Annotated in this window: 26 protein-coding genes and 1 tRNA gene; 20 read left to right on the top strand and 7 right to left on the bottom strand. The window is 60.8% G+C overall.

The window, feature by feature from the left end; all coding sequences use genetic code 11:
* The first annotated feature begins 100 nt into the window (after positions 1–100).
* Positions 101–1,258, top strand: coding sequence for an N-acetyltransferase (locus B7Y89_RS15220; protein WP_292939351.1), 1,158 nt, complete (start codon positions 101–103; stop codon positions 1,256–1,258).
* Between the two features lie 84 nt (positions 1,259–1,342).
* Positions 1,343–1,795, top strand: a complete 453-nt coding sequence (locus B7Y89_RS15215) for a response regulator (protein ID WP_292939350.1) — start codon at positions 1,343–1,345, stop codon at positions 1,793–1,795.
* A gap of 246 nt (positions 1,796–2,041) precedes the next feature.
* On the opposite strand, the gene B7Y89_RS15210 is transcribed toward B7Y89_RS15215, so the two are convergent.
* On the bottom strand, positions 2,042–2,812 hold the full coding sequence (locus B7Y89_RS15210) for a Crp/Fnr family transcriptional regulator (RefSeq protein ID WP_292939349.1): 771 nt from the start codon (positions 2,810–2,812) through the stop codon (positions 2,042–2,044).
* A 138-nt stretch (positions 2,813–2,950) separates the two neighbouring features.
* Between B7Y89_RS15210 and B7Y89_RS15205 the strand changes: the two genes are divergently transcribed.
* Entirely contained in the window at positions 2,951–3,316 is a 366-nt protein-coding gene (locus B7Y89_RS15205; RefSeq protein ID WP_292939348.1) for a response regulator, read from the top strand.
* An 87-nt stretch (positions 3,317–3,403) separates the two neighbouring features.
* The gene (locus B7Y89_RS15200) at positions 3,404–4,201 is read left to right on the top strand and encodes a response regulator (RefSeq protein ID WP_292939347.1); all 798 of its coding nucleotides are present in this window, start codon (positions 3,404–3,406) and stop codon (positions 4,199–4,201) included.
* Between the two features lie 33 nt (positions 4,202–4,234).
* Here B7Y89_RS15200 and B7Y89_RS15195 read toward each other — a convergent pair whose 3' ends face one another.
* Positions 4,235–5,905, bottom strand: a complete 1,671-nt coding sequence (locus B7Y89_RS15195) for a CHASE domain-containing protein (RefSeq protein ID WP_292939346.1) — start codon at positions 5,903–5,905, stop codon at positions 4,235–4,237.
* A 258-nt stretch (positions 5,906–6,163) separates the two neighbouring features.
* On the opposite strand from B7Y89_RS15195, the gene B7Y89_RS15190 reads away from it, so the two are divergent.
* The 3 genes from B7Y89_RS15190 (at position 6,164) to B7Y89_RS15180 (ending at position 8,259) form a co-directional block, all read left to right on the top strand.
* A complete protein-coding gene (locus B7Y89_RS15190; protein ID WP_292939345.1) occupies positions 6,164–6,337 on the top strand; it encodes a NepR family anti-sigma factor in 174 nt (57 codons plus the stop codon).
* Positions 6,330–6,938, top strand: coding sequence for a sigma-70 family RNA polymerase sigma factor (locus tag B7Y89_RS15185; protein ID WP_292939344.1), 609 nt, complete (start codon positions 6,330–6,332; stop codon positions 6,936–6,938). Before B7Y89_RS15190 ends, B7Y89_RS15185 begins: the two co-directional genes overlap by 8 nt.
* A 145-nt stretch (positions 6,939–7,083) precedes the next feature.
* Entirely contained in the window at positions 7,084–8,259 is a 1,176-nt protein-coding gene (locus B7Y89_RS15180; protein ID WP_292939343.1) for an AI-2E family transporter, read from the top strand.
* On the opposite strand, the gene B7Y89_RS15175 is transcribed toward B7Y89_RS15180, so the two are convergent.
* Both B7Y89_RS15175 and B7Y89_RS15170 read right to left on the bottom strand, forming a co-directional pair.
* Positions 8,247–8,861, bottom strand: coding sequence for a superoxide dismutase (locus B7Y89_RS15175; RefSeq protein ID WP_292939342.1), 615 nt, complete (start codon positions 8,859–8,861; stop codon positions 8,247–8,249). The genes B7Y89_RS15180 and B7Y89_RS15175 overlap by 13 nt on opposite strands.
* Before the next feature lie 99 nt (positions 8,862–8,960).
* Entirely contained in the window at positions 8,961–10,244 is a 1,284-nt protein-coding gene (locus tag B7Y89_RS15170) for a dicarboxylate/amino acid:cation symporter (protein WP_292939341.1), read from the bottom strand.
* An 85-nt stretch (positions 10,245–10,329) separates the two neighbouring features.
* Between B7Y89_RS15170 and glmM the strand changes: the two genes are divergently transcribed.
* From glmM to thiD, 3 genes are read left to right on the top strand one after another with little or no spacing between them, the layout of a single operon-like run.
* Complete coding sequence (gene glmM / locus B7Y89_RS15165) at positions 10,330–11,667, top strand: phosphoglucosamine mutase (protein ID WP_292939340.1); 1,338 nt, start codon at positions 10,330–10,332, stop codon at positions 11,665–11,667.
* Entirely contained in the window at positions 11,667–11,891 is a 225-nt protein-coding gene (locus B7Y89_RS15160) for a DUF1272 domain-containing protein (RefSeq protein ID WP_292939339.1), read from the top strand. Before glmM ends, B7Y89_RS15160 begins: the two co-directional genes overlap by 1 nt.
* Positions 11,888–12,634 (top strand): bifunctional hydroxymethylpyrimidine kinase/phosphomethylpyrimidine kinase, encoded by a 747-nt coding sequence (gene thiD, locus B7Y89_RS15155; protein WP_292939338.1) that lies wholly within the window; start codon positions 11,888–11,890, stop codon positions 12,632–12,634. The genes B7Y89_RS15160 and thiD overlap by 4 nt, the downstream gene beginning before the upstream one ends.
* A 20-nt stretch (positions 12,635–12,654) precedes the next feature.
* Here thiD and B7Y89_RS15150 read toward each other — a convergent pair whose 3' ends face one another.
* Positions 12,655–13,536, bottom strand: coding sequence for an LOG family protein (locus tag B7Y89_RS15150; RefSeq protein WP_292939337.1), 882 nt, complete (start codon positions 13,534–13,536; stop codon positions 12,655–12,657).
* A gap of 81 nt (positions 13,537–13,617) precedes the next feature.
* Positions 13,618–13,691 (bottom strand) — tRNA-Gln (locus tag B7Y89_RS15145).
* A 159-nt stretch (positions 13,692–13,850) separates the two neighbouring features.
* On the opposite strand from B7Y89_RS15145, the gene B7Y89_RS15140 reads away from it, so the two are divergent.
* From B7Y89_RS15140 to B7Y89_RS15130, 3 genes are all read left to right on the top strand, one after another.
* Entirely contained in the window at positions 13,851–15,173 is a 1,323-nt protein-coding gene (locus tag B7Y89_RS15140) for a Ppx/GppA phosphatase family protein (RefSeq protein WP_292939336.1), read from the top strand.
* Position 15,174: 1 nt separating this feature from the next.
* The gene (locus B7Y89_RS15135; RefSeq protein ID WP_292939335.1) at positions 15,175–15,843 is read left to right on the top strand and encodes an RlmE family RNA methyltransferase; all 669 of its coding nucleotides are present in this window, start codon (positions 15,175–15,177) and stop codon (positions 15,841–15,843) included.
* A 118-nt stretch (positions 15,844–15,961) separates the two neighbouring features.
* Positions 15,962–16,387, top strand: coding sequence for a surface-adhesin E family protein (locus tag B7Y89_RS15130; protein WP_292939334.1), 426 nt, complete (start codon positions 15,962–15,964; stop codon positions 16,385–16,387).
* A gap of 100 nt (positions 16,388–16,487) precedes the next feature.
* On the opposite strand, the gene B7Y89_RS15125 is transcribed toward B7Y89_RS15130, so the two are convergent.
* Positions 16,488–17,114: a cytochrome c family protein gene (locus tag B7Y89_RS15125; protein ID WP_292939333.1), complete on the bottom strand. Its 627-nt coding sequence runs from the start codon at positions 17,112–17,114 to the stop codon at positions 16,488–16,490.
* A 169-nt stretch (positions 17,115–17,283) separates the two neighbouring features.
* Between B7Y89_RS15125 and B7Y89_RS15120 the strand changes: the two genes are divergently transcribed.
* The 7 genes from B7Y89_RS15120 to B7Y89_RS15090 are packed head-to-tail and all read left to right on the top strand — an operon-like array spanning position 17,284 to position 24,478.
* Positions 17,284–18,174, top strand: coding sequence for a prephenate dehydratase (locus B7Y89_RS15120; RefSeq protein WP_292939332.1), 891 nt, complete (start codon positions 17,284–17,286; stop codon positions 18,172–18,174).
* 42 nt (positions 18,175–18,216) lie between these two features.
* Positions 18,217–18,867: a DUF4129 domain-containing protein gene (locus B7Y89_RS15115; RefSeq protein ID WP_292939331.1), complete on the top strand. Its 651-nt coding sequence runs from the start codon at positions 18,217–18,219 to the stop codon at positions 18,865–18,867.
* Positions 18,864–20,144 (top strand): DUF4350 domain-containing protein, encoded by a 1,281-nt coding sequence (locus tag B7Y89_RS15110; protein ID WP_292939330.1) that lies wholly within the window; start codon positions 18,864–18,866, stop codon positions 20,142–20,144. Before B7Y89_RS15115 ends, B7Y89_RS15110 begins: the two co-directional genes overlap by 4 nt.
* A gap of 5 nt (positions 20,145–20,149) precedes the next feature.
* Positions 20,150–21,106 carry a MoxR family ATPase gene (locus B7Y89_RS15105; protein ID WP_292939373.1) on the top strand — a complete coding sequence of 319 codons (957 nt, stop codon included), beginning with the start codon at positions 20,150–20,152 and terminating at the stop codon, positions 21,104–21,106.
* Entirely contained in the window at positions 21,103–22,431 is a 1,329-nt protein-coding gene (locus tag B7Y89_RS15100) for a DUF58 domain-containing protein (protein ID WP_292939329.1), read from the top strand. The genes B7Y89_RS15105 and B7Y89_RS15100 overlap by 4 nt, the downstream gene beginning before the upstream one ends.
* Positions 22,428–23,504 carry a stage II sporulation protein M gene (locus tag B7Y89_RS15095; protein ID WP_292939328.1) on the top strand — a complete coding sequence of 359 codons (1,077 nt, stop codon included), beginning with the start codon at positions 22,428–22,430 and terminating at the stop codon, positions 23,502–23,504. The genes B7Y89_RS15100 and B7Y89_RS15095 overlap by 4 nt, the downstream gene beginning before the upstream one ends.
* On the top strand, positions 23,504–24,478 hold the full coding sequence (locus B7Y89_RS15090; protein WP_292939327.1) for an RDD family protein: 975 nt from the start codon (positions 23,504–23,506) through the stop codon (positions 24,476–24,478). Before B7Y89_RS15095 ends, B7Y89_RS15090 begins: the two co-directional genes overlap by 1 nt.
* Positions 24,479–24,576: the final 98 nt, after the last annotated feature.

Raw genomic sequence — 24,576 nt, 5'->3', positions numbered from 1 at the left:
GCCTTGGACGCCCCCACTTGCGTCCTGTGGCTTGACAATGTGCCGGATTGAACCGCAGTTCGCCGACAAAACCCGCTTACCCGCAAACAAAGGCAAGAACGTGGCTCTGCGTGAAGTAATCATCACTCCGGTTTCCGGCAAGGCTGACCGAAAGGCCTTTCTCGATTTGGCGTACCGCCTGAACGCGGGCGATCCGTGCTGGGTACCGCCGCTGCGGATGGAGGCCGAAGAGCTGATCACGCCGGGCAAGAACCCGTTCTTCGATCATGCCGACGTGCAATTGTTCCTGGCGCGGCGCGGCGGGGCGGTTGTGGGCCGCATTTCGGCGCATATCGACCATCTGGCAATAGGCATGGATGCATCGCAAGGCATGGGGCCTGGCACCGGCAATTGGGGCCTGCTTGAAGCTGAAGATGAAGCGGTGGCAAAGGCCTTGATCGGCCATGCAGAGGCATGGTTACGTCAAAAGGGCATGACGCGCGTTCTGGCACCGCTGTCGATGTCGATCTGGGAAGAGCCGGGACAACTGGTCAAAGGCTTTGACCAGCCACCGACGGTGATGATGGGCCACCAGCCCGAGCGCTATCGCCACTATATCGAGGCGCTGGGATACCAGACCGCCAAGACGCTCAACACCTATGAGCTGGACATTCTCAACGAATTTCCGCCGCTCATTCAACGCATTATCCAGTCTGGCGAAAAGAATGCAAAGATCCGCATTCGCGAAGTCGACAAATCGAAGTTCGATGAAGAAGCGGCTCTGATTCTCGACATTCTGAACGATGCGTGGTCGGACAACTGGGGCTTTGTGCCGTTCAGCGACGCCGAGATCAAATATGCCGGCAAAAAGTTCAAGCCGATTGTGCGCGAAGATCTGATCATGGTTGCCGAATATGAAGGCGAGCCGGTGGCGTTCATGATGACGCTGCCTGACCTGAACGAAGTGATCAAACCGATGGGTGGGAAGCTGTTCCCGTTCAACTGGGCCAAGCTGCTGCTGTGGCTGCGCAAACCCAAAGTGCGCACGATGCGGGTGCCGCTGATGGGCGTGCGCAAGCGGTTGCAATCATCACGCATGGCCAGCCAACTGGCGTTCATGATGATCGAATATATCCGCCGCAATGCCATTCGCGAATATGGTGCGACGCGTGGCGAGATCGGCTGGATTCTGGAAGACAATCAAGGAATGAACGCGATTGCCGAAGCCATCAACAGCACGGTGAACAAATCTTACGTCATTTACGACAAGCCGCTCTGATTTTGGCAGTGACCGGGCTTTTGGCTTGGAACAGGGGGGGCATCTTTCGCGTTTGATCAGCAAAGCAGGCGGGGGAACGATACGTTGATCAACGATGACCACAACCGGACCAAGCCCATGCCGCCCAAGTCGCGTAGAGCGCTGGGCCGTGCGCTGGTGGTTGAGGACGACGGAATGATCGCGCTCGACATTGCCGAAGCGTTGACCGATGCGGGTGCCGACCCCGTGATTACCTGTGCAAGCATTGCTGAAGCCTTGGAGCATCTTGGCCGTGCGGTGCCTTCGGTGCTGGTGCTGGATGTGCATCTGGCAGACCGCGATGATGGCTGGGCTTTGGCCGAATTGGCCATGCAATTGGGCGAAGCGCGGCCACTGGTCGTATTTACCACCGGGACGCCTGAATCAATCCCGCCCTCTGCCGCTGTGCTGGGCCATGTTCTGGCCAAGCCGTTCCGCACCGAAGATTTGATTGCGCTGGTCTATCGGCACAAGCCCGCTGGCCTGTTTGGCCGCATACGCGGCGCACTTTCAATCTAAGCGAACCACCCTCGGCAATCTAAGCGAACCACCCCGGCCACACACCATGGGGCGCGACCGGGGCGGCCGATCGTCCAAAAAAAGGTCCCCGTCGTTTCCGACGGGGACCTTCGGGATCGTATCACCACCGCTTGGACGGGAGGGGGGGTCTCGGTGGTGACATAGTGAAAACGAGTGTCCCCGTTTGCAGTTCCCACGCTGATAAAAATTTTTTATCTCTTATTTTCAAGTAATAAACCGAGCGGGCTAGATATAAGGTCGCGGAAGCTGGAACGCGTTGCTGTCAATGCCGGCAAATTGCCTGGCGGATTCCATATCCGGGATGCGAATGGAAGTGACGGTCCAGTCAACAAGCTGAAGCCTGCGCAATGTCTGCAAGGTCCGGTTGGTGTGGACAAGGGATAGGCCCAGCATATCGGCGATCTGGCCTTGTGTTACCGTGATGGTCAGTACCCCGCCGGGTGCAAGGCCCGTGTCGACTGCACGTTGTACCAGAAACACCGCCAGCGCCGTCATCCGTTCACGTGCGTTACGCTGACCAAGCGACACGATGTGCTCTTCCAGCGCTGCTTCTTCATGTGCAGCAAGCCATGTCATGTCGAACGCCAAACGTGGCTGGCTGGCGACCATGTCGAAAAAGCGATCCCGCGCAAACACGCACAGCGTGGCCGATGTCACGGCCTCGACCGCGTGGCTCATCTCTCCATCAAGCGCTGCCTGAAGCCCGATGAAATCGCCGGGAAACATGAAGTTAATTACCTGGCGCCGACCATCTTCGAGCAGCCGCGTGCGCATGAGAACGCCGCTTAGCACCGTATAAAGGTGCTTTGGGCGCGCGCCCTGATCAAAAACCTGCTCACCCCGGACGTAGCGCGCCTCTCCCTGGCGAAAAGCTGCGATCCAGTGCCGCAAATCGGCAGGCGGCTGGCGCAACCCCTCGCAAGCAATCAAGGGGCATGCCTCGCAGCGCACCTGGCTTTCGAGGTAAGTCCCTGTGTTATCATCACTTTGTGCCATTTGTCCCCCGCGTCACAGTCTCGTCCTCATCCCCAAAAATGCAAGCACGGTTGCCGTAACCGGCGCTATGTCAAATGACAGCGCTGGTTCACGGATTGTCCCCTATTGCCCGTTTTGAATATAGGGGTGTGCGCGAAGATGTTGAATAAAAATACAAATGCGCCGCTCATCCTGGTGGTTGAAGATAGCGTGCTGGTCGCCATGGCGATTGAAGATGCTTTGCAGATGCGCGGGTTCAGCGTGGTGGTTGCCTCGACTTTGGCAGGCGCGCGCGAATTGATCGAGCGGCGCTTACCAACCGCCGCACTGCTCGATCTGCAATTGCCCGACGGCATGTCGCTCGACCTTGCCTTGCAATTACACCAAATGGGCTGTTCTGTGGCAATCAGTTCTGGCTTTGAGCGCAACTCTATCCCTGAAGGTTTTGAATTTGCAGCGCAATTTCACAAGCCGGTGTCGCCCGATATTTTGGCGGAATGGGCAGGCCTGATCGCGGTGAGTTAAAATCATCGATAAGTCTTGCCGGACGCCGGGAACCGGACAACAGTTTCGCGCGTTGAGCCGCACGATACTGTCCGGGAAGGGGTTTGAATGTCACTCGGTACCAAGGTTGCCAATCAGCTGCCATATCTTCGCCGCTATGCGCGCGCACTGACAGGCAGTCAGACGGCGGGCGATTCATTCGTCCGCGCAACACTCGAAGCCGCGCTTGCTGATAATGCCTTGCGCGAATTGATCGGCGAAGGACGCCCGCAGCTATACCACGCGTTCAATCGCGTCTGGTCTACCGCTTTTGTCGATACGGTTGACCGTTCATCGGGCCTGCTTGGCCAGCATGAGGCCGCCGCGCAGGAACGGCTTGCGGCAATGACGCCTGCCAACCGGCAAGCGCTGCTGCTGACCACGCTTGAGGATTTCAGTATTGAAGATGCGGCCTATATCATGGACCGCGCGCCCGATGAGGTTGAAAGTCTTGTGCAAGACGCCATTGCGGAAATTGACCGGGAATCAGCAACGTCGGTTCTGATCATCGAAGACGAACCGCTCATTTCCATGCAGCTTGAAGACCTTGTCCGGTCGCTGGGCCATGAGGTTTGCGGCATGGCGGCAACGCGGACACAAGCGCTTGAAATCGTATCGCGGGAAAAGCCGGGTCTGGTCCTGGCCGACATCCAGTTGGCTGACGGCAGTTCGGGCCTGGATGCGGTGGAAGACATCTTGCAGATGGGTTCCGTGCCCGTGATCTTCATCACCGCCTATCCCGAACGCCTGCTGACAGGGGACCGGCCAGAGCCGACCTATCTTGTGACCAAGCCGTTTCAGGAACAGACTGTACGCACCGCGATCAGCCAGGCGCTGTTCTTCGGATCAAGCCGCCCGCTCGATTGAACTAACCGTTACAATTGATCCAAGGCCGCGCCGTCAGGTGCGGCCTTGTCGCATGGTAAATCCATCGCGGCGGCGCACCGGGATCAACAAGGTGCAACGCACGCCTTCCGGATCAAAGCGCAAGTCAACCGGATTGCGCAGTTCATGCGCGACGATCTTTTCGATCAGTTCGGTGCCAAAGCCCCGTTTGCGCTGCTGCTGAACGTCGATCACCGGGCCACCGGTTTCAATCCATTCAATCCGTGCAAGGTTTTCAGCAGCGATTTCCCAATGGATGGAAACGCGGCCGTCTTCGACGCTGAGCGCGCCGTATTTGGCGGCATTTGTCGCCAGTTCGTGAATGGCAAGCCCCAGCGAAAGTGCATCATTGGGGGCCAGTTCCACATCCGGCCCACCCATCGTCAAATGGCGCTGCAAATCTTGCGCATAAGGCGCAAGTTCGGCGCGAATAACCAGCGCTACCGGCGTTGTGCCCCAATCGGACTGCGTGAGCAGATCATGCGTTGCGGAAAGCGCCCGGATGCGTCCTTCCAGACTGTCGGCAAATTCCGGCAGTGTGGTGGCACGGCGGCGCGTGAGCGAGATGATCGACAGCACATTGGCCAGCGTGTTCTTGACGCGATGATTAAGCTCGCGCGTCAAGGAATTGCGGATCGAAGATTGCTGTTCGAACCACTTCAACGCAATCCGGTCCTCGGCAGCCTGCTGCGTCAGCAACCGCGCCAGCACCAGCAAAAGCGTTGCGACCAGCAGCCCGAACAGCAGTGTCATGCCCGACATGGTCGTGAACATCGGCGTGTCAGGGGCTGCAATCTCGATCATGAAACGGTGCCCGGCCACATCAACCGGACGGCGCACTGTCTGCCCGGACTGCTCTGCCGTCGACACGCTTGCCATTAACGAAAGCCCTGTCGGCGTAACATCATACAAACGCACGCCCGCCCCATCGAGGCGGGTGGTGTCAATCGATGACTTTAGAAACGTTTGCGCATCGAACGGGGAGTAGACAAACCCACGCAGTTTGTAGCGGCCCCCTTCCGGCTGCAACGCGAACACCGGCATGTAGACCAGGAAGCCTGCCGCGCCGTTGGGATTGGCCTCTTGCGAAAGCACAACGCGACCTGTGGCTGTGGGCTGGCCGCTGCGTTCGGCTGCATTCATGGCAGTGCGGCGCACAGGTTCTGAATACATGTCGAAGCCGATTGCCCTGCGGTTGCGGATTGAATCGGGTTCCAGAAACATCACCGGGACCACAAAATTTGTGTTTGCGCCCGGCTTTGGACGGACAGAAAATCCCGGTTGGCTGCCAGCGCGCATGATGCTTTCGACCAATGGCACAGCGGAACGATCGGTCTTTAACGCCCAGCCAATGCCATCGGAACCGACATAGCGCCCTTCAAGGTGCAATTGTTTGATGAATGTGCGGAAAAGCGGCGCCTCGACAATCGCTTGTGTGGCAAACAGGGCTGCACTTGAGCGTAAATAGGCCGCATTGGTGTTGCTGCGCCGTTCAAGTCCTGAAGCAACCGCCTGGGCGGTTTGTTCAATTTGCGCCGCTTGTCGCTGATCTTCGGCGTTTTCGATTGCGAAAACACTTAACAACGCCACCGCCATGGTCATGCCAAAGATCCCCACCGGCACAGCGCGCGGAAAGCGCTCGTACCAGCGTGGTTCCAGCTTCTTCATGGCAAGAAGCTTTTCCATCGCCCGCTTTAACCCTCCCTAACCCAAGAATCCGTCCGGAACAGCGGCGCTCCTTCCATTGAATCGATCCCGCCGCAAAGGAAATCCCTTTGTCGCTCGGCAAAATGGGAACCGACAGCGGCGCATATCGTTCCACACCTGAAGAACCATTGGCTTTCGCTCTATCAGGGCGCTTCCAGCGGTGTAGAATGCGCATCTGCCGCGCCGTTGCGGTCTCATCTTAGTTTATCCCTGGAGGGGGAGGCGTTGTCAGAGCGAATGTCGAAAGAAAAGCCGATGATCCCCGGTCAAAAAAGCCGGAAAGGCGCAAAACCGCGCTCACCTGAATGGGCAGACGGGCTTAAACGCTTGTACGATTCCGTGCTTGATGAGCCGTTGCCCGATACCTTTGCCCAGTTGCTTGATAAACTGGATGACCCCTCACATGGCTGAGGCTGACATGTCGCCGCGCCCGGCGATCGACCCTGTTGCGTTCAAACGCGAATTGACCGGGGTCATCCCGCACTTGCGTGCTTTTGCGCGCGGCTTGTGTGGCCGGCCCGACTTGGCCGATGATCTTGTCCAGGAAACACTGTTGAAGGCATGGGCTGCGCAAGAACGGTTTGAACCCGGCACGTCGATGCGCGCCTGGACATTCGTGATCCTGCGCAATGCCTACCTTACAGACATGCGCCGCAACCGGTTCCGTGCAGATTATGACGAGACGGTTGCCGAACGTATTCTGGTGGCCCCTGCTGCGCAGGAAGGTCCGATGCATTTGTCGGACATGCACCGCGCGCTGCTGACCCTGCCGCCTGAACGGCGCGAGGCTTTGCTGCTCGTTGGCGCGGGCGGATTCAGCTATGAAGAAGCGGCAAAGATTTGTGGCTGCGCAGTGGGTACCATCAAAAGCCGCGTCGGACGCGCCCGTGCTGCGCTGACACTGATGATCGAAAGCGGCCAGATTCCGCGCCGGAGCACATCGGATGCGGTGGCGCATACCGCAATCATGGGCGAACTTGACCAGACGGTGCTCCACGGACACCAGAACTGACAGCGCCCAAGCGGGGCATTCTCGCCACGCCTCTTGCAAAATCGCGCTTCCTGACAAAAGCTCTACTTGATCGGTAAGGTGTGGCGGTGAATGGAGAAATTGCGCAAGTTGCTTGCGCCACTCCAGTTTCAGGGCTGCCCTACCGGTGAACCTATCGATCCAGCCAAACCAGATTGATGCCCTGCCGCCCGTGCCGGAAGGGAACGACCGTAGCGCACGCCTGCAATCGGCCATTGTCCTGCTGCTGGGGCTCGGGCTGTTTCTCGCACTGCCGTTTGTCCTGTCCATCGGATCGGTGGTGTTCCTTCCCCCTGTCACCGCCATGATCTTTACGATCATTGTCTCGCCGCTCGCCGATCGGCTAACCCGGCTTGGCCTGCCCAACATGCTGGCATCGTTCGTCGCGATTCTGGCGTTGATCGCTGTGGTGCTGGTAGCCTTGTTGCTGATCTTGCAACCGGCGTTTGTCATGGTCGATCAAGTGCCAGCCTTGGCGCGGCAAGTGGCAAGGCGGTTCACCGAATTGCGCGGCAATCTTTCGTGGATCGCCGACGTCAACCGCCAGCTTGCGCGGATCACGGGCAGCAGTTCCACCCGCGAAGTGGTTCTGGCCAGTCCTTCGGTTATCGAACAAGTCGCCATCGCCACGCCCAGTGTGATCCTCGAAGTCATCCTGACGCTGCTGATGACCTTCTTCATGATCGAATCGCGGATCAGGATGAAGCGGCGGATGGTGCTGGACCGCCATTCGTTCAACGCCTCGGTGCGCCTTGCGCGGGTGTTGCGCGATGTGCAGGAACGCGTCAGCAACTATATCCTGACCGTGGCCTTCGTGAACTTCTGTGTAGGCGTGATCGTGGCAACGGGGGCTTGGGCCTTTGGCCTGAGCGCGCCGATCATGTGGGGTGGATTGGCTTTCGTGCTCAACTTCCTGCCCTATATCGGTCCGTTGATGTTCATGGGGTTGATAGGGCTGGTTGGCCTTGGCACGGCCCCCAGCGTCGGTGTCGGGCTAATCCCGATGCTGGCCTATCTGGGGTTGCACGCGGTTGAATCAAACGTGGTCACACCTGCCATACTCGGCGCCCGGTTTACGCTGAACCCCGTCGCGATCCTGATTTCGATCAGCTATTTTTCGTGGATATGGGGCGTGCTTGGTGCACTTTTGTCAGTGCCGATCTTGCTGACAATCGCCGCGCTGCTGGATCACATCGGCAAACCCAACCTTGTCGGGTTCATGTTTGGCGAGGCCCTGTTCGAGCCGGGCCGCCTCGCCGGGATGGACGAGGACGACCCGGCACATCAGGATCAGGCTGGATAAGTCCAAGTGCCATCGCGGCCGAAGTTTTCAGCGGCGAAAGCCCAATTGAGGTGCTTTTCAATCACCCCTTTAAGGTAATCGGGACGCACATTCTTGTGATCCAGATAATAGGCGTGTTCCCACAAATCGATCACCAGCAATGGCTTGGCATCACCTGTCGCGAACGTCGCGGCATCGTGGGTCTGTTCAACAGACAGTTTTTCGCCGCGCGCCAGCAGCCAGACCCAGCCCGATGCAAAGTGCGCAGTGCCCTGTGCCAGCAATTCCGCCTTCAGCGCGCCCAGCGACCCGAATGAGGCATCAATAGCCTTGGCCAAATCGCCTGCAGGTTCTGACGCGTCCGGCGTCAGGCTGTTCCAGTAGAACGCGTGATTCCAGCTTTGCGCGGCATTGTTGAACAGGCCCTTGTCGCCCTTTGTTTCAGCCGCTGCAATGATCTGCTCAAGGCCGGACTTGGCGTGATCTGTATCTTCAATCGCGGCGTTGGTCTTGTCGACATAGGCCTTGTGATGCTTGCCATGATGGGTCTGTAGCGTCGTGGCCGAAATGACAGGCGCAAGCGCATCATCCGCATAAGGGAGCGGGGGCAGGATAATAGCCATCGTAATCAACGTCCTTGTGAAATCCGGTGTCTTTGGCCAACGCGCGAAACGCGCATCGGTTGCCGCGCGGCAATGGTGAAGACGCAGAATTTCAGTGGTTCAGGAAATGCCCTGCGGTGCTTTGCGGTCAACCGCAGCGGTTACCGCCACATCCATCGTCACATTGCCAAGCGTGCGCATCAGATCGGGCAGGACTTCAACTGCCACCAGCAAGGCCAGCGGCGCGACCGGGGCATTCATGGCAATGGCAATGGGGCCGACAGAGGCGACAAAGCTGATCGATCCGGGCAGGCTGACCGAGCTTAACGATACCAGAATCGCCACCGTCCACGCCGAAACCAGCACCATCGGGGACAGCGTAGCGCCATAAAGGTGCGCAACATAAATGGCGACGGCAAGGTTCATGGCAGGACTTGTGGCGCGGAACAGCGCCACGGCCAATGGCATGACAAATTCCGATGTCGTTTCCCGAACACCCAGATTGCGGCATGCGCCAAGCATGGCGGGCAAAGAGGCCAGCGACGATTGCGTGGACAGCGCGATGGTCTGCACCGGCAGCATCGCGCGCGCAAACCGGCCCAGCGGCTGACGGGCGATCACCACCGCGAACACATATCCCGCCATCAACACGACCGATCCGGTCAATATGACGATCCCGACATAGTGCGCCAGCGCGCCGATTGCCGCCGTGCCGCTTGTTGCCGCAACAGCCATGCTCAGCGCGAAGACGCCGATGGGGGCGAGCGCCAGCACCCAGCCAATCACCACCAGCATGGCCGAGGCAAGGGCTGCAAAGAACGTCGTCATCACCTCACGCTGGGGGCCTGCAAGCCGCCCGACTGCCAGTGCAAAGACCGATACGAACAGGATCAGCGGCAGCATCCGGTCATTGGCGGCGGCATCAATCACATTGGTGGGCACGATGGACCGCAGGAATTCGGCAACGCCGGGAACCGGACCCGGCTCTGTCGCACCAAGGCTGATGCGCAGGGCTGCGCCTGCCTCTGCCGGGATTGGCAGGGCCGACAACAGCAACGGCGTCACCACAATCGCCACCCCGGCGCTGAACGCCAAAAAGCCGAGGAACATGGCAAGGCTGCTTCGTGCCATGGTGCCCGCGCTGGCCATCGCCACAGTCTGCGTGACGCCGGTAAACAGCAGCGCGGCCACCAGCGGTACAATCGTCGCTTGCAGTGCGCGCAACCACATTTCACCAATTGGCTGGACCCACGTTTGCACGATCGGCAAGGCATCCGGCGCAAAAAACGCAATGGCCAAGCCACCAAACAAACCACCAACCAGACCAATAAACGTCCACATCGCAGGCACTTGGGCGATGGGCGGCAAGGCGGTGGATGATTTTTCCGGATTCGGTAAGGTCATGTTGAGGTGACATTAGCTACACATGCAAGCATAGCAATGCAGCAAGCCGCCAAAGGTGGCACCGACGATAGGGAAAATGTTTTCCATGGCACGCAAGTTCTTCGGCACCGATGGCATCCGGGGCCGCACCAATGCAGGCGTGATGACCGCCGCCACCGCAATGAAAGTGGGGCAGGCGGCCGGCACCTATTTCCAGCGCGGCGATCACCGCCACCGTGTGGTGATCGGCAAGGACACGCGCCTTTCGGGCTATATGATGGAAAGCGCGATGGTGGCAGGGTTCACCTCGGTGGGCATGGACGTGGTTCTGCTGGGGCCGATGCCGACACCAGCCGTTGCCATGCTGACGCGTTCCATGCGCGCCGATCTTGGCGTGATGATTTCGGCCAGCCACAACCCGTTTGAAGACAACGGCATCAAGCTGTTCGGCCCCGACGGCTTCAAGCTATCGGACGATGCGGAACTCGCCATCGAAGCCATGCTGGAACAGGACATGGCGCTGGCTGATGCCCGCCAAGTGGGCCGCGCCCGCCGGATCGAAGATGCGCGTGGCCGTTATATCCACGCGGTCAAAGCCAGCCTGCCCGATAATGTCCGGCTGGACGGCATGCGCATCGTGATCGATTGCGCAAACGGCGCGGCCTATCACGTCACGCCATCGGCCCTGTGGGAACTGGGTGCCGAAGTGATTGCCATAGGGGTTGAACCCAACGGCAAGAACATCAACCTCAACGTCGGCTCTACTCACCTTGACGCGATCAAGGCCAAAGTGCGCGAAACCCGCGCCGACATCGGCATTGCGCTCGATGGCGATGCGGACCGGTTGATCGTGGTTGATGAAAAGAGCCAGACGGTGGACGGTGACCAGATTATGGCGCTGATCGGCACGCAACTGGCCGCGCGCGGCGAATTGCGCGGCGGCGGCGTAGTGGCCACGGTGATGTCGAACCTCGGCCTTGAACGCTATCTCAACGCCCAAGGATTGACGCTGGAACGAACGTCAGTGGGCGACCGCTATGTTCTGGAGCGTATGCGCGCAGGCGGCTTCAACGTGGGCGGCGAACAATCGGGCCACATGATCCTGACCGATCACGCCACGACAGGCGATGGCACCGTTGCCGCGCTGCAAGTGCTTTCGGCCATGGTATCATCGGGCAAACCCGCCAGCGAATTGCTGCACCAGTTTGATCCCGTCCCGCAAATTTTGAAGAACGTGCGCTTTACCGGTGGCAAGCCGCTGGCCGCGCAAAGCGTCAAAGATGTGATCGCCGCTGCCGAAGCCCGGCTTGCAGGGCGCGGCCGTCTGGTCATCCGCCCATCAGGCACCGAACCTGTCATCCGCGTGATGGCCGAGGGCGATGACGCAGAGGAAGTCGAAGCGGTCGTCGATGAAATCTGCAATGCCGTACGGAAGGCCACCTGATGCTGGAAATGCGCCCCGATTGCGAACGCTGCGGCACCGATCTTCCCGCCGAAGCCCCCGGCGCGTTCATCTGTTCGTTCGAATGCACGTTTTGCGCGGAATGTGCCGACGCGCTGGATGACCGCTGCCCCAATTGCAGCGGTGAACTGATGGACCGCCCCACCCGCGCCAAGGCCCTGCACGCCAAAAGCCCGCCGTCCGTGGTGCGCAAATTTTCCGCATGAATCCACCCCGCATCCTTTCCATCGCAGGCTCTGATTCTAGCGGCGGTGCCGGCATTCAGGCCGATATCAAGACGATCACCATGCTTGGCGGCTATGCCATGACCGCCATCTGCGCCCTTACCGCGCAGGACACGACCGGCGTCCACGCCGTCCTGCCGGTTGATCCGGCAATGGTGGCCGCGCAAATTGATGCCTGCCTGCGTGACATCGGCGTGGATGCGGTAAAGATCGGCATGCTCGGCTCGCCCGAAATCGCGGCCGTAGTGGCCGACAGGCTGACGGGCCTGTCCGTCCCCATCGTGTTTGATCCGGTGATGATTGCCACCAGCGGCGCGGCCTTGGCCGATGCCGCCACCATCGCCGCGTTTGAACGGCTGATGGCGCTGGCCACCCTGACAACGCCCAATGTGCCCGAACTGGTGGCGCTGGGCGGCAATGCAGCCATGCAGGCACGCGGCATCGCCTATATCGCCAAAGGCGGCGATGCCGAAGGCGCTGACGTGATCGACCGGCTGTTGATACCGGGCCAGCCTGAAAAAGTCTGGACCGCACCGCGCATCGACACGCGCCACACGCATGGCACGGGCTGCACCATGTCCAGCGCGATTGCCACCTTCATGGCGCTTGGCGCTTCAATCGAAGATGCGGTGGAGGATGCGCGCGAATTTGTCCGCGCCGCCCTGCTGGCCGCACCCGGCTTTGGTGCAGGCCACGGCCCGCTGGGCCATCACGCGGTGCGTTGATCCCGCTTGCGCCGGGTCCATTATCCGCAGCCAAGATCGTAGAACTTCACGACATGGGCCCATGCCTCGTCGGCTGATTCCACTGGCGTAAACAATTCCAGATCTTCGAAATTGATCACGCCTTCTTCGGCCAGCGCCTGGAAGTTGATCACGCGGTTCCAGTAATCCTTGCCGAACAGCAGGATGGGAATCGGCTTCATCTTGCCGGTCTGGATCAGGGTCAGCAGTTCGAAAAATTCATCGAACGTGCCAAACCCGCCGGGAAACACTGCCACGGCGCGGGCGCGCAGCAGGAAATGCATCTTGCGCAGCGCGAAGTAGTGGAACTGGAACGACAGATGCGGCGTGACATAGCTGTTGGGTGCCTGTTCATGCGGCAGGACAATGTTCAGCCCGATGGATTCCGCGCCCGCTTCCTGCGCACCGCGATTGGCCGCTTCCATGATTGACGGACCACCGCCCGAACAGATAACAAATTGGCGTTTGCCATCTTCAACCACACCGCAACTGCTGGCGCGATGGGCCAATTTGCGCGCTTCTTCATAGTATTGCGCCTTGGCGACCAGCCGCTCAACCACGGCCTTCTTTTCAGGCGTCGTCGCCACTGCCAGCGCGGCCTCGGCCTGATCGGGCGAAGGTATGCGCGCCGAACCATAGATGACGAAGGTTGAACCGATGCCCGCCTCATCCAGCAACATGTCGGGCTTGAGCAATTCCAGCTGGAACCGCACCGGCCGCAATTCTTCACGCAACAGGAAGTCTGTATCGCGGAACGCCAGCCGATAGGACGGGTCTTGCTGCTGAGGGGTGGTTTTGGGCTGACTGTCTGCAAAACCGGCTTCCTGCTCGGCCTTATAGAATTTGCGCTTGGTGAGATCGTGCTGCTTTTCTTCTTCTGTCATGCCCCATAAGTCGGGCCAACCGCGCAAAAGCGCAAGGGGGCCACAAAATTGGCCACAATTTGTCAGGGAAGAAAAAGGAAGTGGATGCCCCGCGAGGACTCGAACCTCGATAAACGGTATCAGAAACCGGTGTCTTACCATTAGACGACGGGGCAGCGTGGGTGCGCAACTAGGCGGCGCAAAACCATGAGTCAAGAAGGTGAGACGGCATTTTTGGGCGCTGGCCTTGCGGGCAAGGCGCGGCATCGCTAGCATTGGGCCCAAGTACCCGGCAGGCATCATGCAGCGCGGGAAAACATAAGCGAATTCGAATCATGGCGGAATACCTTCCGCCAGCCAATGGGCAAGGCGTGCAACCCGGCGATCACAAGGCCGGCAATTCTAAAACCGGCAAAGGCAAAGCCGGTAAAAACAAGAGCAGCCGGAAGAAGGGACGGAGCAAGTCCCGACCGAGCCGCAACAATGCCGGGAGCAGCCTCCCGCCCACATCGGCTGGCACGATCAGCCCGCCCCCGCCAAGGGTGGACCTATCGCAAGAGGCTGCGCAAGCGCCTGCGCGTGTCGTGGAAACCGGCAATCCTGCAATTGCGCCCGAACGGGTGACCACGTGGCAAAAGCCCCTGCCCCACCACCGACAGGCCTATGCCGCGATTGACCTTGGCACGAACAATTGCCGATTGCTGATCGCGCGGCCTTCGGGTGAACACTTTGTGGTGATTGACGCATTCAGCCGCGTGGTGCGGTTGGGTGAGGGTTTGGCGCAGACCGGACGGCTTTCGGACGAGGCGATGGACCGCGCGCTGGCCGCGCTGCATGTGTGCGCCGACAAGTTGCGCAAACGCAACGTCCATCTGGCGCGTTCAGTGGCGACCGAGGCTTGTCGCCGCGCCACCAACGGCGCGGCATTCATTGAACGGGTGCGCGAGGAAACCGGCATCCGCCTGAACATCATCACCGCGCAGGAAGAAGCACGCCTGGCGGTTCTGGGATGCCACATCCTGCTGGAACAGGGCGATGGCCCGGCGATGATCTTTGATATCGGCGGCGGATCGACCGAGATGGTGCTGGTGGAAACGGGTGAGACCGTGCCGCGCATCCTGGATTGGCAATCCGCGCCGTGGGGCGTGGTGTCGCTCACCGAAAGCGTCGGCCCGATTGCCGATAGCCCCGAAGCGCGCGCCGAGGCTTATGCCGAAATGCGCCGCCGTGTGGATGAAGGCTTTGCCGACTTTTCACAGCGGGTGACGCCGATGCGTGAAGTGGCGCAGGCGCAAGAACGTATCCGCCTGCTTGGCACCAGCGGCACGGTTACCACGCTGGCCAGCCTGCACCTGGAACTGCCGCAGTATGACAGGCGGGCGGTGGACGGGCTGATCGTGCCGGCTGATTCGATGCGCGCCATCAGCCAAAGCCTTGCCAAAATGTCCTATGCCGAGCGGGTGGCCGTGCCGTGCATCGGGCGCGAACGCTCTGATCTGGTGGTGGCAGGCTGCGCCATCCTTGAATCGATCCTTGATATCTGGCCCGCAGACCGTCTTGGCATTGCCGATCGCGGCATTCGCGAGGGCATTTTGCGCAGCCTTATGGCAGGCGGTGGCGAACCCGCCCGCGCGCCTGCCCAACAACGGAATTTATGACATGAGCCGATCCGGCAAAGACCCGAACGAGCGCTTGCGCACCGCGAAGAAGCGCACGGCATCGTCCTCGCGTTGGCTGACGCGCCAGATCAACGATCCTTATGTCAAACAGGCGCGCGCCGAAGGCTGGCGCAGCCGCGCGGCATTCAAGCTGATCGAGCTGGACGAAAAGTTCAGCCTGTTGCGCAATGCCAAACGCGTGGTCGATCTTGGCATTGCGCCGGGCGGCTGGGCGCAAGTGGTGCGCAAGAAGGCGCCATCGGCCAAAGTCGTGGGCATCGATCTGCTGCCGACCGAGCCGATTGAAGGCGTAACCATCTTCGAGATGGACTTCATGGCCGATGAAGCCCCTGCCGCACTGCAAGGCGCGCTGGATGGCCCGCCTGACCTTGTGGTGTGCGACATGGCCGCCAATACCGTGGGCCACAAACAGACCGACCATTTGCGCACGATGGGCCTTGTGGAAACGGCGGTGGACTTTGCCATAACGTCGCTGGCACCGGGCGGGGCATTCATCGCCAAAGTCTTTGCCGGCGGGACCGATGCCGAATTGCTGACGATCCTGAAAAAGAACTTCACCACGGTAAAGCACGCCAAGCCGCCATCCAGCCGCAAGGATTCGTCCGAATGGTACGTGATCGCGCAAGGCTTCAAGGGGCGCGCGGAATAGGCGGCGTTAGGATTAACCACGGCGGCTGTCGCATCGCGGGACTTACGTATAACCCCGTAGTCGCGCCGTGTACGGATTTGGTTATCGAAACATTACCCGAATGTTCCGGAGCCACCCGATGATGACCGTCCGCAAAATGCTTCTTCCTCTTGCCCTCCTTGGCTTCTCCGGCGATGCGATGGCACAAGGTTGGAGCGCGGATTGGAAAGTCATCGGGGTGGCCGAGGACCGTACCGAAGTTCTGGTCCGGCCCGAATCGGTTCAGGAATTGCCGCCCAGTGCAGAACGCCATTTCACGGTGCGTCAGGTTTGGGCCGGGTTCGATCACACGACCGCTTACGGGATTGAAGCGGGCCGCAAGATCATCCTGTTCCAATACGATTGCGCCAGCCGCCGCATGCTGATTGCCGCCGCCACCGATTACACCGCCGATGGCAAAGTGATCGCGCGCCATGCCGTGCCAAATGACCGCGCCGATCTTTACGAGGCGGTAGAGCCCGAGACGCTTGGCGAAACGATCATGGCAACCGCCTGCCCCGCTTGATTTTTGACCTGATTTTCAGCCCAATTCAGGGCTGGCAATACAGCAAAAAGGCGCCGGAATTGCTCCCGGCGCCTTTTGCATGTGTCGCGATGCGCAACGATTATTGCGCGGCAGCTTCCGAAGGTGCTGCTTCAACCGCTGCGTCAGACGCCGCTGCATCAGCAGGCGCTGCTTCAGCTGCCGGTGCTGCTTCTGCCGCTGGCAAAGGCAGGTTTGAACCCAACGAGTTGAGATAAAGGATCACGTTGGCGCGGTCTTCACCCTTGGCGAGCCCTGCGAACGACATCTTGGTGCCAGCCGCAAATGCCTTGGGGTTCTTCAACCATGAATCCAGCGTGGCAAAGTCCCAGTTGCCGCCGTGCCCTGCAAGATCTGCCGAATAGGCAAAACCTGCCACAGACTTGCCAACAGGCTTGCCGACGATGCCATAGAGCGCCGGTCCAATGCCGTTAGCACCGCCTTGAGCGGCGACATGGCAAGCCTTGCACTTGGCAAAAACGGCCTCACCCTTGGCCACATCGCCGGTGGCGAGTAGCGTTGCCAAAGGCAGTTCCTTTTCACCGCCAGCGGCGGCTTCTTCTTCTACGCCTTCAATCGCATAGCCCATCTTTTCAGGGCGATGTTCCTTATCGGCGAGGAAATAGTGTCCCGAAAGGCTGGAAAGGCCCAGGGCAACGATGCCCCCGAACAAAGCCCATCCAGCGATGGTGTTGAAACGGTCGTCCATTTACGAACCCCAATGGCGCACGCCGACACCCTGCCGGCCCCCGCGCGAGTTGCGGCACGCTCTAGTCAGCCCCCCGCCCAAGCGCAAGATGCTTTGACTCGCAAAATGACAAGAAGCTTGCATCACGCCCTTGCCGCCGGTGTCGCACAGGCTTAATCGCGCTGGCATCATGCAGAGTTATCCCGCACCCGCGCTCGTCCTTGTCGAACAAATGGCCGCTGCCGCCGCCGCTGATCCGGCGCGCGCCGTGTCCTTTCAGGGTGCACCGGGCGCCAATTCGCACCGCGCGGCATTGGAAGCCCTGCCCGATTGCCTGCCGCTGCCGTGCTTTTCGTTCGAAGATGCGCTGGATGCGGTGAAGGAAGGCCGCGCAGGACAAGCTATCATCCCGATTGAAAATTCACAGCATGGCCGCGTTGCCGACATCCATTTCCTGCTGCCCGAAAGCGGATTGTCGATTGTTGGCGAGCATTTCCTTGAGATTCACGCCAGCCTGATGGCGCTGGGTGATGGTCCCTTCACGGCGGCCTACAGCCACCCGCAAGCGCTGGGCCAATCGCGATTCTATCTGCGGGAACGCGGCATTGTGCCGATGAGCTATGCCGATACGGCGGGCGCTGCGGCCTATGTAGCAGAACTGGGCGATCCCACAGTCGCCGCGCTCGCGCCGCGAATCGCTGCAGAACTCTATGGCCTGAAAGTCATCGAGGACAATGTCGAGGACGCGCACGACAACACCACGCGATTCGTCATCCTGTCCAGAACCCCGTTGGACCCCGCAGCGATTGACGGTCCGGCGATGACCACCTTCGTGTTCGAAGTGCGCAATATTCCTGCTGCGCTTTACAAAGCGCTGGGCGGCTTTGCCACAAATGGCGTGAACATGACCAAGCTGGAAAGCTACCAGCGCGGGGCCAGCTTTGCCGCGACCGAGTTTTTCGCAGATATTGTCGGCGCACCCGGCGATCCGGCAGTAGACCGCGCATTTGAAGAGCTTGCGTACTTTGCCAAGCGCCTGCGCATGCTTGGCACCTACCCGATGGAGCGTATTCGGGGTTAGTAGCACTTGCGGCAAGCGCAACTGCATGCAACCAGTGCGCTTGTGACAGCAAACACTGCAAGCAATGACGTGACGGCGGCTGAAAAGGCGTGGGCGTCTGTGCATGAGGCAGGCGATATCCAGTTTGCGCCCGTCCCGCCCGATCCCGTACCGGTAACGCCTGAATGGCTGAAGGCAATCGGCCGCTTTCTGGATTGGCTCCTTTCACCTTTTGGAAGCCTGCTGGGCGCAAGCTGGGGCTGGGTTGAATTGGCTTTGCTGTTTGGTGCTGGCATCGGCACCGTATGGATCGCATGGGCATTGCTTTGGCCACTGTGGCAGCAACGCAAGGCGCGCCCCCGCACAGCAACTCCTGAATGGTCGCCCGCGCGTGAAGAGGCTTTGGCCTTGCTGGAAGATGCTGACCGGCTGGCTGCAGAAGGCCGTTTTGATGAAGCCGCGCACTTGCTGCTTCAGCGCAGCATCGGCCAGATTGCTCAAGCGCGGCCCGATTGGCTTTCTCCGTCAAGCACCGCGCGTGAAATCGGCGCGATCACCGCCCTGCCGCAAAGCGCGCGCCATGCCTTTGCCGAGATTGCCGGATTGGTGGAACGCGCCCGCTATGCCCTGCGCCGCCTTGATGCGGGCGATTGGTCTGCTGCGCGCGCTGCCTATGCACAGTTCGCGCTCGAACGGCTTGAGGCTGTACCATGACCGCCGCTGCGTCTCCTTTCCCGCGCTCGACTGTGATCGGGATGCTGCTGATCGGCGCGCTGGCCTTTGTTGGCCTGCTGTGGTTCCTTGGCAATAATACCGGTGGCAGTGGCAACAATGGCGGCGCGCATGTTGGCGGCTACGGCCTCAACGGATACGCCGGAATTGCGCAAATGCTTGAGGCGGAAGGCCTCGACGTGATCCGCCAGCGCAACCGTCAGGCCATTGAAACCCAACCGGGATTGCTCATTCTGACGCCTCCTGCCAGCGCAGAGGGCAAGGAAATTGCCAAAGTCGTCGAAGCCCGGCGCTACATCGGGCCAACCATCGTGGTCACGCCAAAATGGCTGGCGTTGGGCGTAAATTCAACAAAGGCCAAGCGTGGCTGGGTGCAAGTGGTTGATACTATAGCACCCGACTGGGAGGGCTTTGCAGACAATGTGGCGGTTCAGATCGGCACCGACAAGTCCCCTCCTGCGGGCGGCTGGCGCGTGGGAACACGACGCGGGCCACTGCCGGATGACCGGCGGGTCGAATCAGGATCGGGCAAGGGGCTGGTGCCCATCATCACCGCAGGCAACGGCAAAGTGCTGGCCGCCTGGCTGGATGACGATGGCTATTACCCCGCGCTCAATGAATTTGCCGGGATTGATCCGGATTATGGCGGCGAGGATGAAGACCGCTATCCCGTGGTCATGGTGTTCGAACCGGACTTGCTGGACAACTGGGGTCTTGCCGACAAGGCAACCGCCCTGCTGGCACGCGACCTTATCCTTGCCGCAGCCGATAATCGCGCCCAGCCTTTCGCATTTGACATGACGTTCAACGGCTTTGGCGCAAGCCGCAATCTGCTCACTCTGGCGTTTGAACCGCCGTTTCTGGCCGCAACGTTGTGCCTGTTGCTGGCGGCGCTGGCGGTGGCGTGGCGCGCATTGCACCGCTTTGGCCCTGCACTGCAAAGCGGGCCGGAGATTGCCAATGGCAAGGCGGCGCTGGTGGCCAATGCCGCGGGCCTCATCCGCCGCACCGGCCGCGTCCATCTTGTCGCAACGCCTTATGCCGATGCGGTGCGGGACCGGCTGGCGCTGGCACTTGGCCTGCCGCGCGGACAATCCGCCGAAGCCACAGAGAAGCTGATCGACGCCGCCCAAGACCGGCGCGGCCTTGGCGGACCGCGTTTTTCCGCAGCTGCAGCGCATTTGCGCAGCGCGCGCAAACCCCATGACCTGACCCGGCGCGCTGCCGTGGTGCACCAGATCGAAAAGGACCTGACGTGAGCGATATGACCCTTGAGGAACTTGGCGCGCTGGCGGCAAGGATCCGCAGCGAAGTGGGCAAAGCCGTGGTCGGACAGGATGACGTGCTCGACCACCTGCTCGTCGCGCTGTTTGCGGGCGGGCACGTTCTGCTCGAAGGGCCTCCGGGCACGGCAAAGACGTTTCTGGCGCAATGCCTTGCAGCGTCTTTAGGCCTCGATTTCGGGCGTATCCAGTTCACGCCGGATCTGATGCCGGGCGATATTCTGGGCTCCAACCTGTTCAACTTCCAGACCAGCCAGTTCACCCTGACGCGTGGGCCGATCTTCCACGAATTGCTGCTCGCCGATGAAATCAACCGCACCCCGCCCAAGACGCAGGCCGCCCTGCTGGAAGCCATGCAGGAGCGCCGCGTGACGCTGGATGGCGAAGCGCATGCGCTGTCTGACAGGTTCATGGTCGTCGCCACGCAAAACCCGATCGAAAGTCAGGGCGTATACCCCCTGCCCGAAGCGCAATTGGACCGGTTCCTGTTCAAATTGCTGGTCAATTACCCTTCGGCAGAAGAAGAAGCGCGCATCGTTACGCGCTATGGCGAGGGTCGCGGTGCGGCAAAGCCTGCGCAAATGGGCATCGTGGCCGTCACCAATTCTGATGAACTGGCGCGCGCCAGTGACGCGGTTGCAGCGGTGACGCTGGCCGAATCGATTGTCGATTACGTGGTGCGGCTGGTGCGGGCCACCCGCGAAACCGGCGACCTGGTGGCCGGTGCATCGCCGCGTGCCGCCGTATTGCTGGCAGGTGCAGCCCGTGCCCGCGCCGCGCTCGATGCGCGCAATTATGTGATTCCTGACGACGTAAAGGCGCTGGCCACCGCTGTTTTGCGCCACCGCTTGCTACTCAGCCCTGCGGCCGAGATTGAAGGCAAGCAAGTGGAAGCGATTGTTGCGACATTGGTGGAAAGCACGGAAGCCCCGCGTTGAACCGACCGGCCGCCTTGCTGCCATCGCGGACTGCGGTGTTGCTGATCGCAGGGCTTGCCCCCCTCGCGCTGATCCTTGCGGCCGCTGCGCCCGGCGCGTGGATTGCCGCGCCTGCGCTGGGTGGCGCTTTGCTGATTCTGGTGCTGCTGGACGGGCTGTTTGCGGGCGAATTGGCCGATTTGCGCGTCATTGCGCCCACTGATGCCGAAGTTGGCGAAGCGGCGACACTGACCGTGCTGGCAGACCTTGCCCGCGCTGGCCCGCGCAGCCGCCCTGAGGCCACGCTAGAGTGCGATCCGCGCCTTGCGCCGGGTGGACGCGTTGCGCTGCCCCTCACCCCGCTGGACAGCGCGTGGAGCGGGACTGCGACCATTCATCCCAACCGGCGCGGCACCGGCACTGTCAGCCGCGTCTGGTTGCGCTGGACCGGCCCGCTTGGCCTTGCCCACCGCCAGACCAGCCGCACGTTGGACAATGCCGTGCGAATCTGGCCCAACATCGCGCCGGTGCGCAGCCCTGCGCTGCAAATCTTCCTGCGCGATGCCCAGTTCGGCATGATCGCGCGGCGCATTCGCGGCGAGGGCACCGATTTCGAGGCGCTGGCCGAATACGAACCGGGCATGGACCGCCGCCGGATCGATTGGAAAAGCTCGGCCCGCCACGCCCGCCTTTATGCCAAGGAATACGAGGTCGAGCGCAACAACCAGATCGTCTTCGCGTTCGATTGCGGACAGGCGATGTGCGAACCCATCGATGGCCTGCCGCGCATTGACCGTGCCGTTACCGCAGCGCTCACCACCGCTTATGTCGCGTTGAAGGCGCAAGACCGCGTCGCCCTGTTCGGCTTTGCCGCAAAGCCCGAAGTTGCCACGCCGTTCGTCACCTCAAGCCGCGATTTCGCGCGGTTGCAGCGTGCCGCCGCCGGGCTGGATTATCACCCCGGCGAGGCCAACTTCACCCTAGCCCTGTCAACGCTGGCCGCGCGGTTGCAACGCCGTTCGCTGATCGTGCTGTTCTCCGATTTTGCCGATCCTACCAGCGCCGAACTGATGGTCGAAAACGTGGGGCGGCTGGTTGAACGCCATGTCGTGCTGTTCGTGGTGATGACCGATGCCGATCTTGCGCGCATCATAGCTGCCCCGGTGCAAGACATGGACAGCGTTGCGCAAGCCGTCACGGCCACATCGCTTGTCCGGCAGCGCACCTTGGTCCTGCAACGCCTGCGCCAGCTTGGCGTGCGCGTGATCGAGGCTCCGCATGACATCATCGGCACGCGGCTGCTTGATGCCTATCTTGCGGTCAAACGCGAAGGGCGGATCGGATGACACCAGCAACCGCAGCTCCCACAATCGCGCAGAAGATCGGCGGGTGGTTTTCCAAAGCGCCTGCACAAGCGGTTGCGGCTGAACACGCCGCGCTCCGATCTGACCGTTTCCGGCTGGAGCGCGAAAGCGAATGGAAGCGGCTGGAAGCCATTGTCACGCAAATGGAAGCGGGCCGCCTGCGCCGCATTTCTGACGCGGATCTGCTCGCCCTGCCCGCGCTGTATCGCACAGCCGCATCCAGCCTTTCCATCGCGCGCGAAACATCGCTTGATGCCGCGCTGATCGCTTATCTTGAGGCGTTGACCCAGCGCGCCTGGTTCCTGGTCTATGGCCCGCGCGCCTCGTTATGGTCGTGGTTCAAGCGCTTTCTGGGCGGGGAATGGAGCGCATCGGTGCGCGCGATGGGCAGCGATATCCTGATCGCGCTGGCGCTGATGGTCGCGGGCACTGTGGTCGGCTGGCTGCTCGTCGAATCCAACCCCGATTGGTACTATTCGCTGGTTTCCGCCGGGTTTGCCGACGAACGCGTACCCGGCGCCAGCCGTGAAGTGCTGCGCGGCACTTTGTTTGGCGATCAGGATAAAGACGGGATGAGCCTGTTTGCCGCCAGCCTGTTCAGCAACAATGCGCAAGTATCGATCCTGTGCTTCGCCTTGGGCTTTGCCTTCGGCTTGCCCACGATGCTGCTGTTGATCCACAATACCGCGCTGCTGGGCGCGATGCTGTGGCTCTATTATGGCCAAGGCCTGCTGCCCGATTTCATCGGCTGGCTATCCATTCACGGGACGACCGAACTGTTCGCGATCCTGCTGGCGGGCGCTGCGGGCCTGCACATCGGCCGGGCAATGGCCTTTCCCGGCAATGCCTCGGTCCTTGATGCAGCCGCTGCCGCTGGACGGCGGGCGGCGCAAGTGATGACCGGCGTTGTGCTGATGCTCATCATCGCAGCCGTCCTCGAAGGCTTTGCCCGCCAGCTGGTTGATAACACGCCTGCGCGGTTTACCGTGGGCGGCTTCATGCTGGTGTTCTGGATCGGATACTTCTTCGCATTCCGGCGCGGAGTGCGGACGTAATGGCGCTATCGTTCTCCACCCGCCGCAAGCCGGTGCCAATCAGCCCGCCCGATTTCGATGGGAAGCGCCGCAGGATTGTAACCACACCTGAAGGTGTTCCGCTGCCCTTCCTGCTCGCCTCACGCGGGGCGCGGGCAGGCGCGTTGATGATTGATCTGACGATGATTGTCGGCGCGATGATCGGGCTGACGGTGATCCTGTTCAAGATCGCCGATTCCGCCGGGATCAATCTGGATGGCGGAAAAGACCCGGCGGCCCGTGCGGTTCAGGCGTTGGGCGTCATCTGGATCATCGCCCTGTTCCTGTTCCGCAATGCCTGGTTCCTGTTCTTTGAACTGGGGCCGCGCGGTGCAACGCCCGGCAAACGCATCGTCGGCATCCGGGTGGCCGCGCGTGGCAGCGCCCAAGGCGGCGCGCGGCTGACGACAGAGGCGGTGATCGCGCGCAATCTGGTGCGCGATATCGAACTGTTCATGCCCATCACGTTCATCATTTCCACCTGGGCCACCGACGGCGACACGGACTTGGCAAGTTGGGCCGGGGCTGTCTGGTTCCTGATCTTCGTGCTGTTCCCGTTCTTCAACCGGGACCGGTTGCGTTGCGGTGATCTCATTGCCGGAACGTGGGTGGTCGAAGCGCCCAAACGCAAGCTGGAACAGGCCCTGTCGGTCAGCGACGCTGCGCGCGGGCAATCGCAAACAACCGGCGCCCAGTACCTCTTCAGCACCGAAGACCTTGCGGTTTATGGCGAGTTTGAATTGCAGACGCTGGAGCGCGTTTTGCGCGAAAACCGCGAAGAGGCCATGCGCGATGTGGCCCAGACCATTTGCCGCAAGATCGGCTGGAGCGCAGGTGCAGGCGATGAACGCGCCTTCCTTGAAGCCTATTACGCCCAACTGCGTGCCCGTCTGGAAACCGGCATGCGCTTTGGCAAACGCAAGGCCGACAAGCACACTGGGGCTTCTGAAAACTGAAAAGGCCCCGCATTTCTGCGGGGCCTTTTGTGTGTGCGGTGTGGCCGGAAGCTTACAGCTTGCCGGTGAGTTCGGGGACGAGCGTGAACAGATCGCCG

Source organism: Novosphingobium sp. 32-60-15 (genome assembly GCF_002280675.1).
In the GTDB taxonomy this organism is placed as follows: Bacteria; Pseudomonadota; Alphaproteobacteria; order Sphingomonadales; family Sphingomonadaceae; genus Novosphingobium.
This window is presented reverse-complemented; position numbering and strand designations above follow the sequence as displayed.

Coding starts and splice junctions, on each gene's coding strand:
- B7Y89_RS15210 (WP_292939349.1), bottom strand. CDS start 2,812: ATGGCACAAAGTGATGATAACACAGGGACTTACCTCGAAAGCCAGGTG.
- B7Y89_RS15205 (WP_292939348.1), top strand. CDS start 2,951: ATGTTGAATAAAAATACAAATGCGCCGCTCATCCTGGTGGTTGAAGAT.
- B7Y89_RS15200 (WP_292939347.1), top strand. CDS start 3,404: ATGTCACTCGGTACCAAGGTTGCCAATCAGCTGCCATATCTTCGCCGC.
- B7Y89_RS15195 (WP_292939346.1), bottom strand. CDS start 5,905: ATGGAAAAGCTTCTTGCCATGAAGAAGCTGGAACCACGCTGGTACGAG.
- B7Y89_RS15190 (WP_292939345.1), top strand. CDS start 6,164: ATGTCGAAAGAAAAGCCGATGATCCCCGGTCAAAAAAGCCGGAAAGGC.
- B7Y89_RS15185 (WP_292939344.1), top strand. CDS start 6,330: ATGGCTGAGGCTGACATGTCGCCGCGCCCGGCGATCGACCCTGTTGCG.
- B7Y89_RS15175 (WP_292939342.1), bottom strand. CDS start 8,861: ATGGCTATTATCCTGCCCCCGCTCCCTTATGCGGATGATGCGCTTGCG.
- B7Y89_RS15170 (WP_292939341.1), bottom strand. CDS start 10,244: ATGACCTTACCGAATCCGGAAAAATCATCCACCGCCTTGCCGCCCATC.
- glmM (WP_292939340.1), top strand. CDS start 10,330: ATGGCACGCAAGTTCTTCGGCACCGATGGCATCCGGGGCCGCACCAAT.
- B7Y89_RS15160 (WP_292939339.1), top strand. CDS start 11,667: ATGCTGGAAATGCGCCCCGATTGCGAACGCTGCGGCACCGATCTTCCC.
- thiD (WP_292939338.1), top strand. CDS start 11,888: ATGAATCCACCCCGCATCCTTTCCATCGCAGGCTCTGATTCTAGCGGC.
- B7Y89_RS15150 (WP_292939337.1), bottom strand. CDS start 13,536: ATGACAGAAGAAGAAAAGCAGCACGATCTCACCAAGCGCAAATTCTAT.
- B7Y89_RS15140 (WP_292939336.1), top strand. CDS start 13,851: ATGGCGGAATACCTTCCGCCAGCCAATGGGCAAGGCGTGCAACCCGGC.
- B7Y89_RS15135 (WP_292939335.1), top strand. CDS start 15,175: ATGAGCCGATCCGGCAAAGACCCGAACGAGCGCTTGCGCACCGCGAAG.
- B7Y89_RS15130 (WP_292939334.1), top strand. CDS start 15,962: ATGATGACCGTCCGCAAAATGCTTCTTCCTCTTGCCCTCCTTGGCTTC.
- B7Y89_RS15125 (WP_292939333.1), bottom strand. CDS start 17,114: ATGGACGACCGTTTCAACACCATCGCTGGATGGGCTTTGTTCGGGGGC.
- B7Y89_RS15120 (WP_292939332.1), top strand. CDS start 17,284: ATGCAGAGTTATCCCGCACCCGCGCTCGTCCTTGTCGAACAAATGGCC.
- B7Y89_RS15110 (WP_292939330.1), top strand. CDS start 18,864: ATGACCGCCGCTGCGTCTCCTTTCCCGCGCTCGACTGTGATCGGGATG.
- B7Y89_RS15105 (WP_292939373.1), top strand. CDS start 20,150: ATGACCCTTGAGGAACTTGGCGCGCTGGCGGCAAGGATCCGCAGCGAA.
- B7Y89_RS15095 (WP_292939328.1), top strand. CDS start 22,428: ATGACACCAGCAACCGCAGCTCCCACAATCGCGCAGAAGATCGGCGGG.
- B7Y89_RS15090 (WP_292939327.1), top strand. CDS start 23,504: ATGGCGCTATCGTTCTCCACCCGCCGCAAGCCGGTGCCAATCAGCCCG.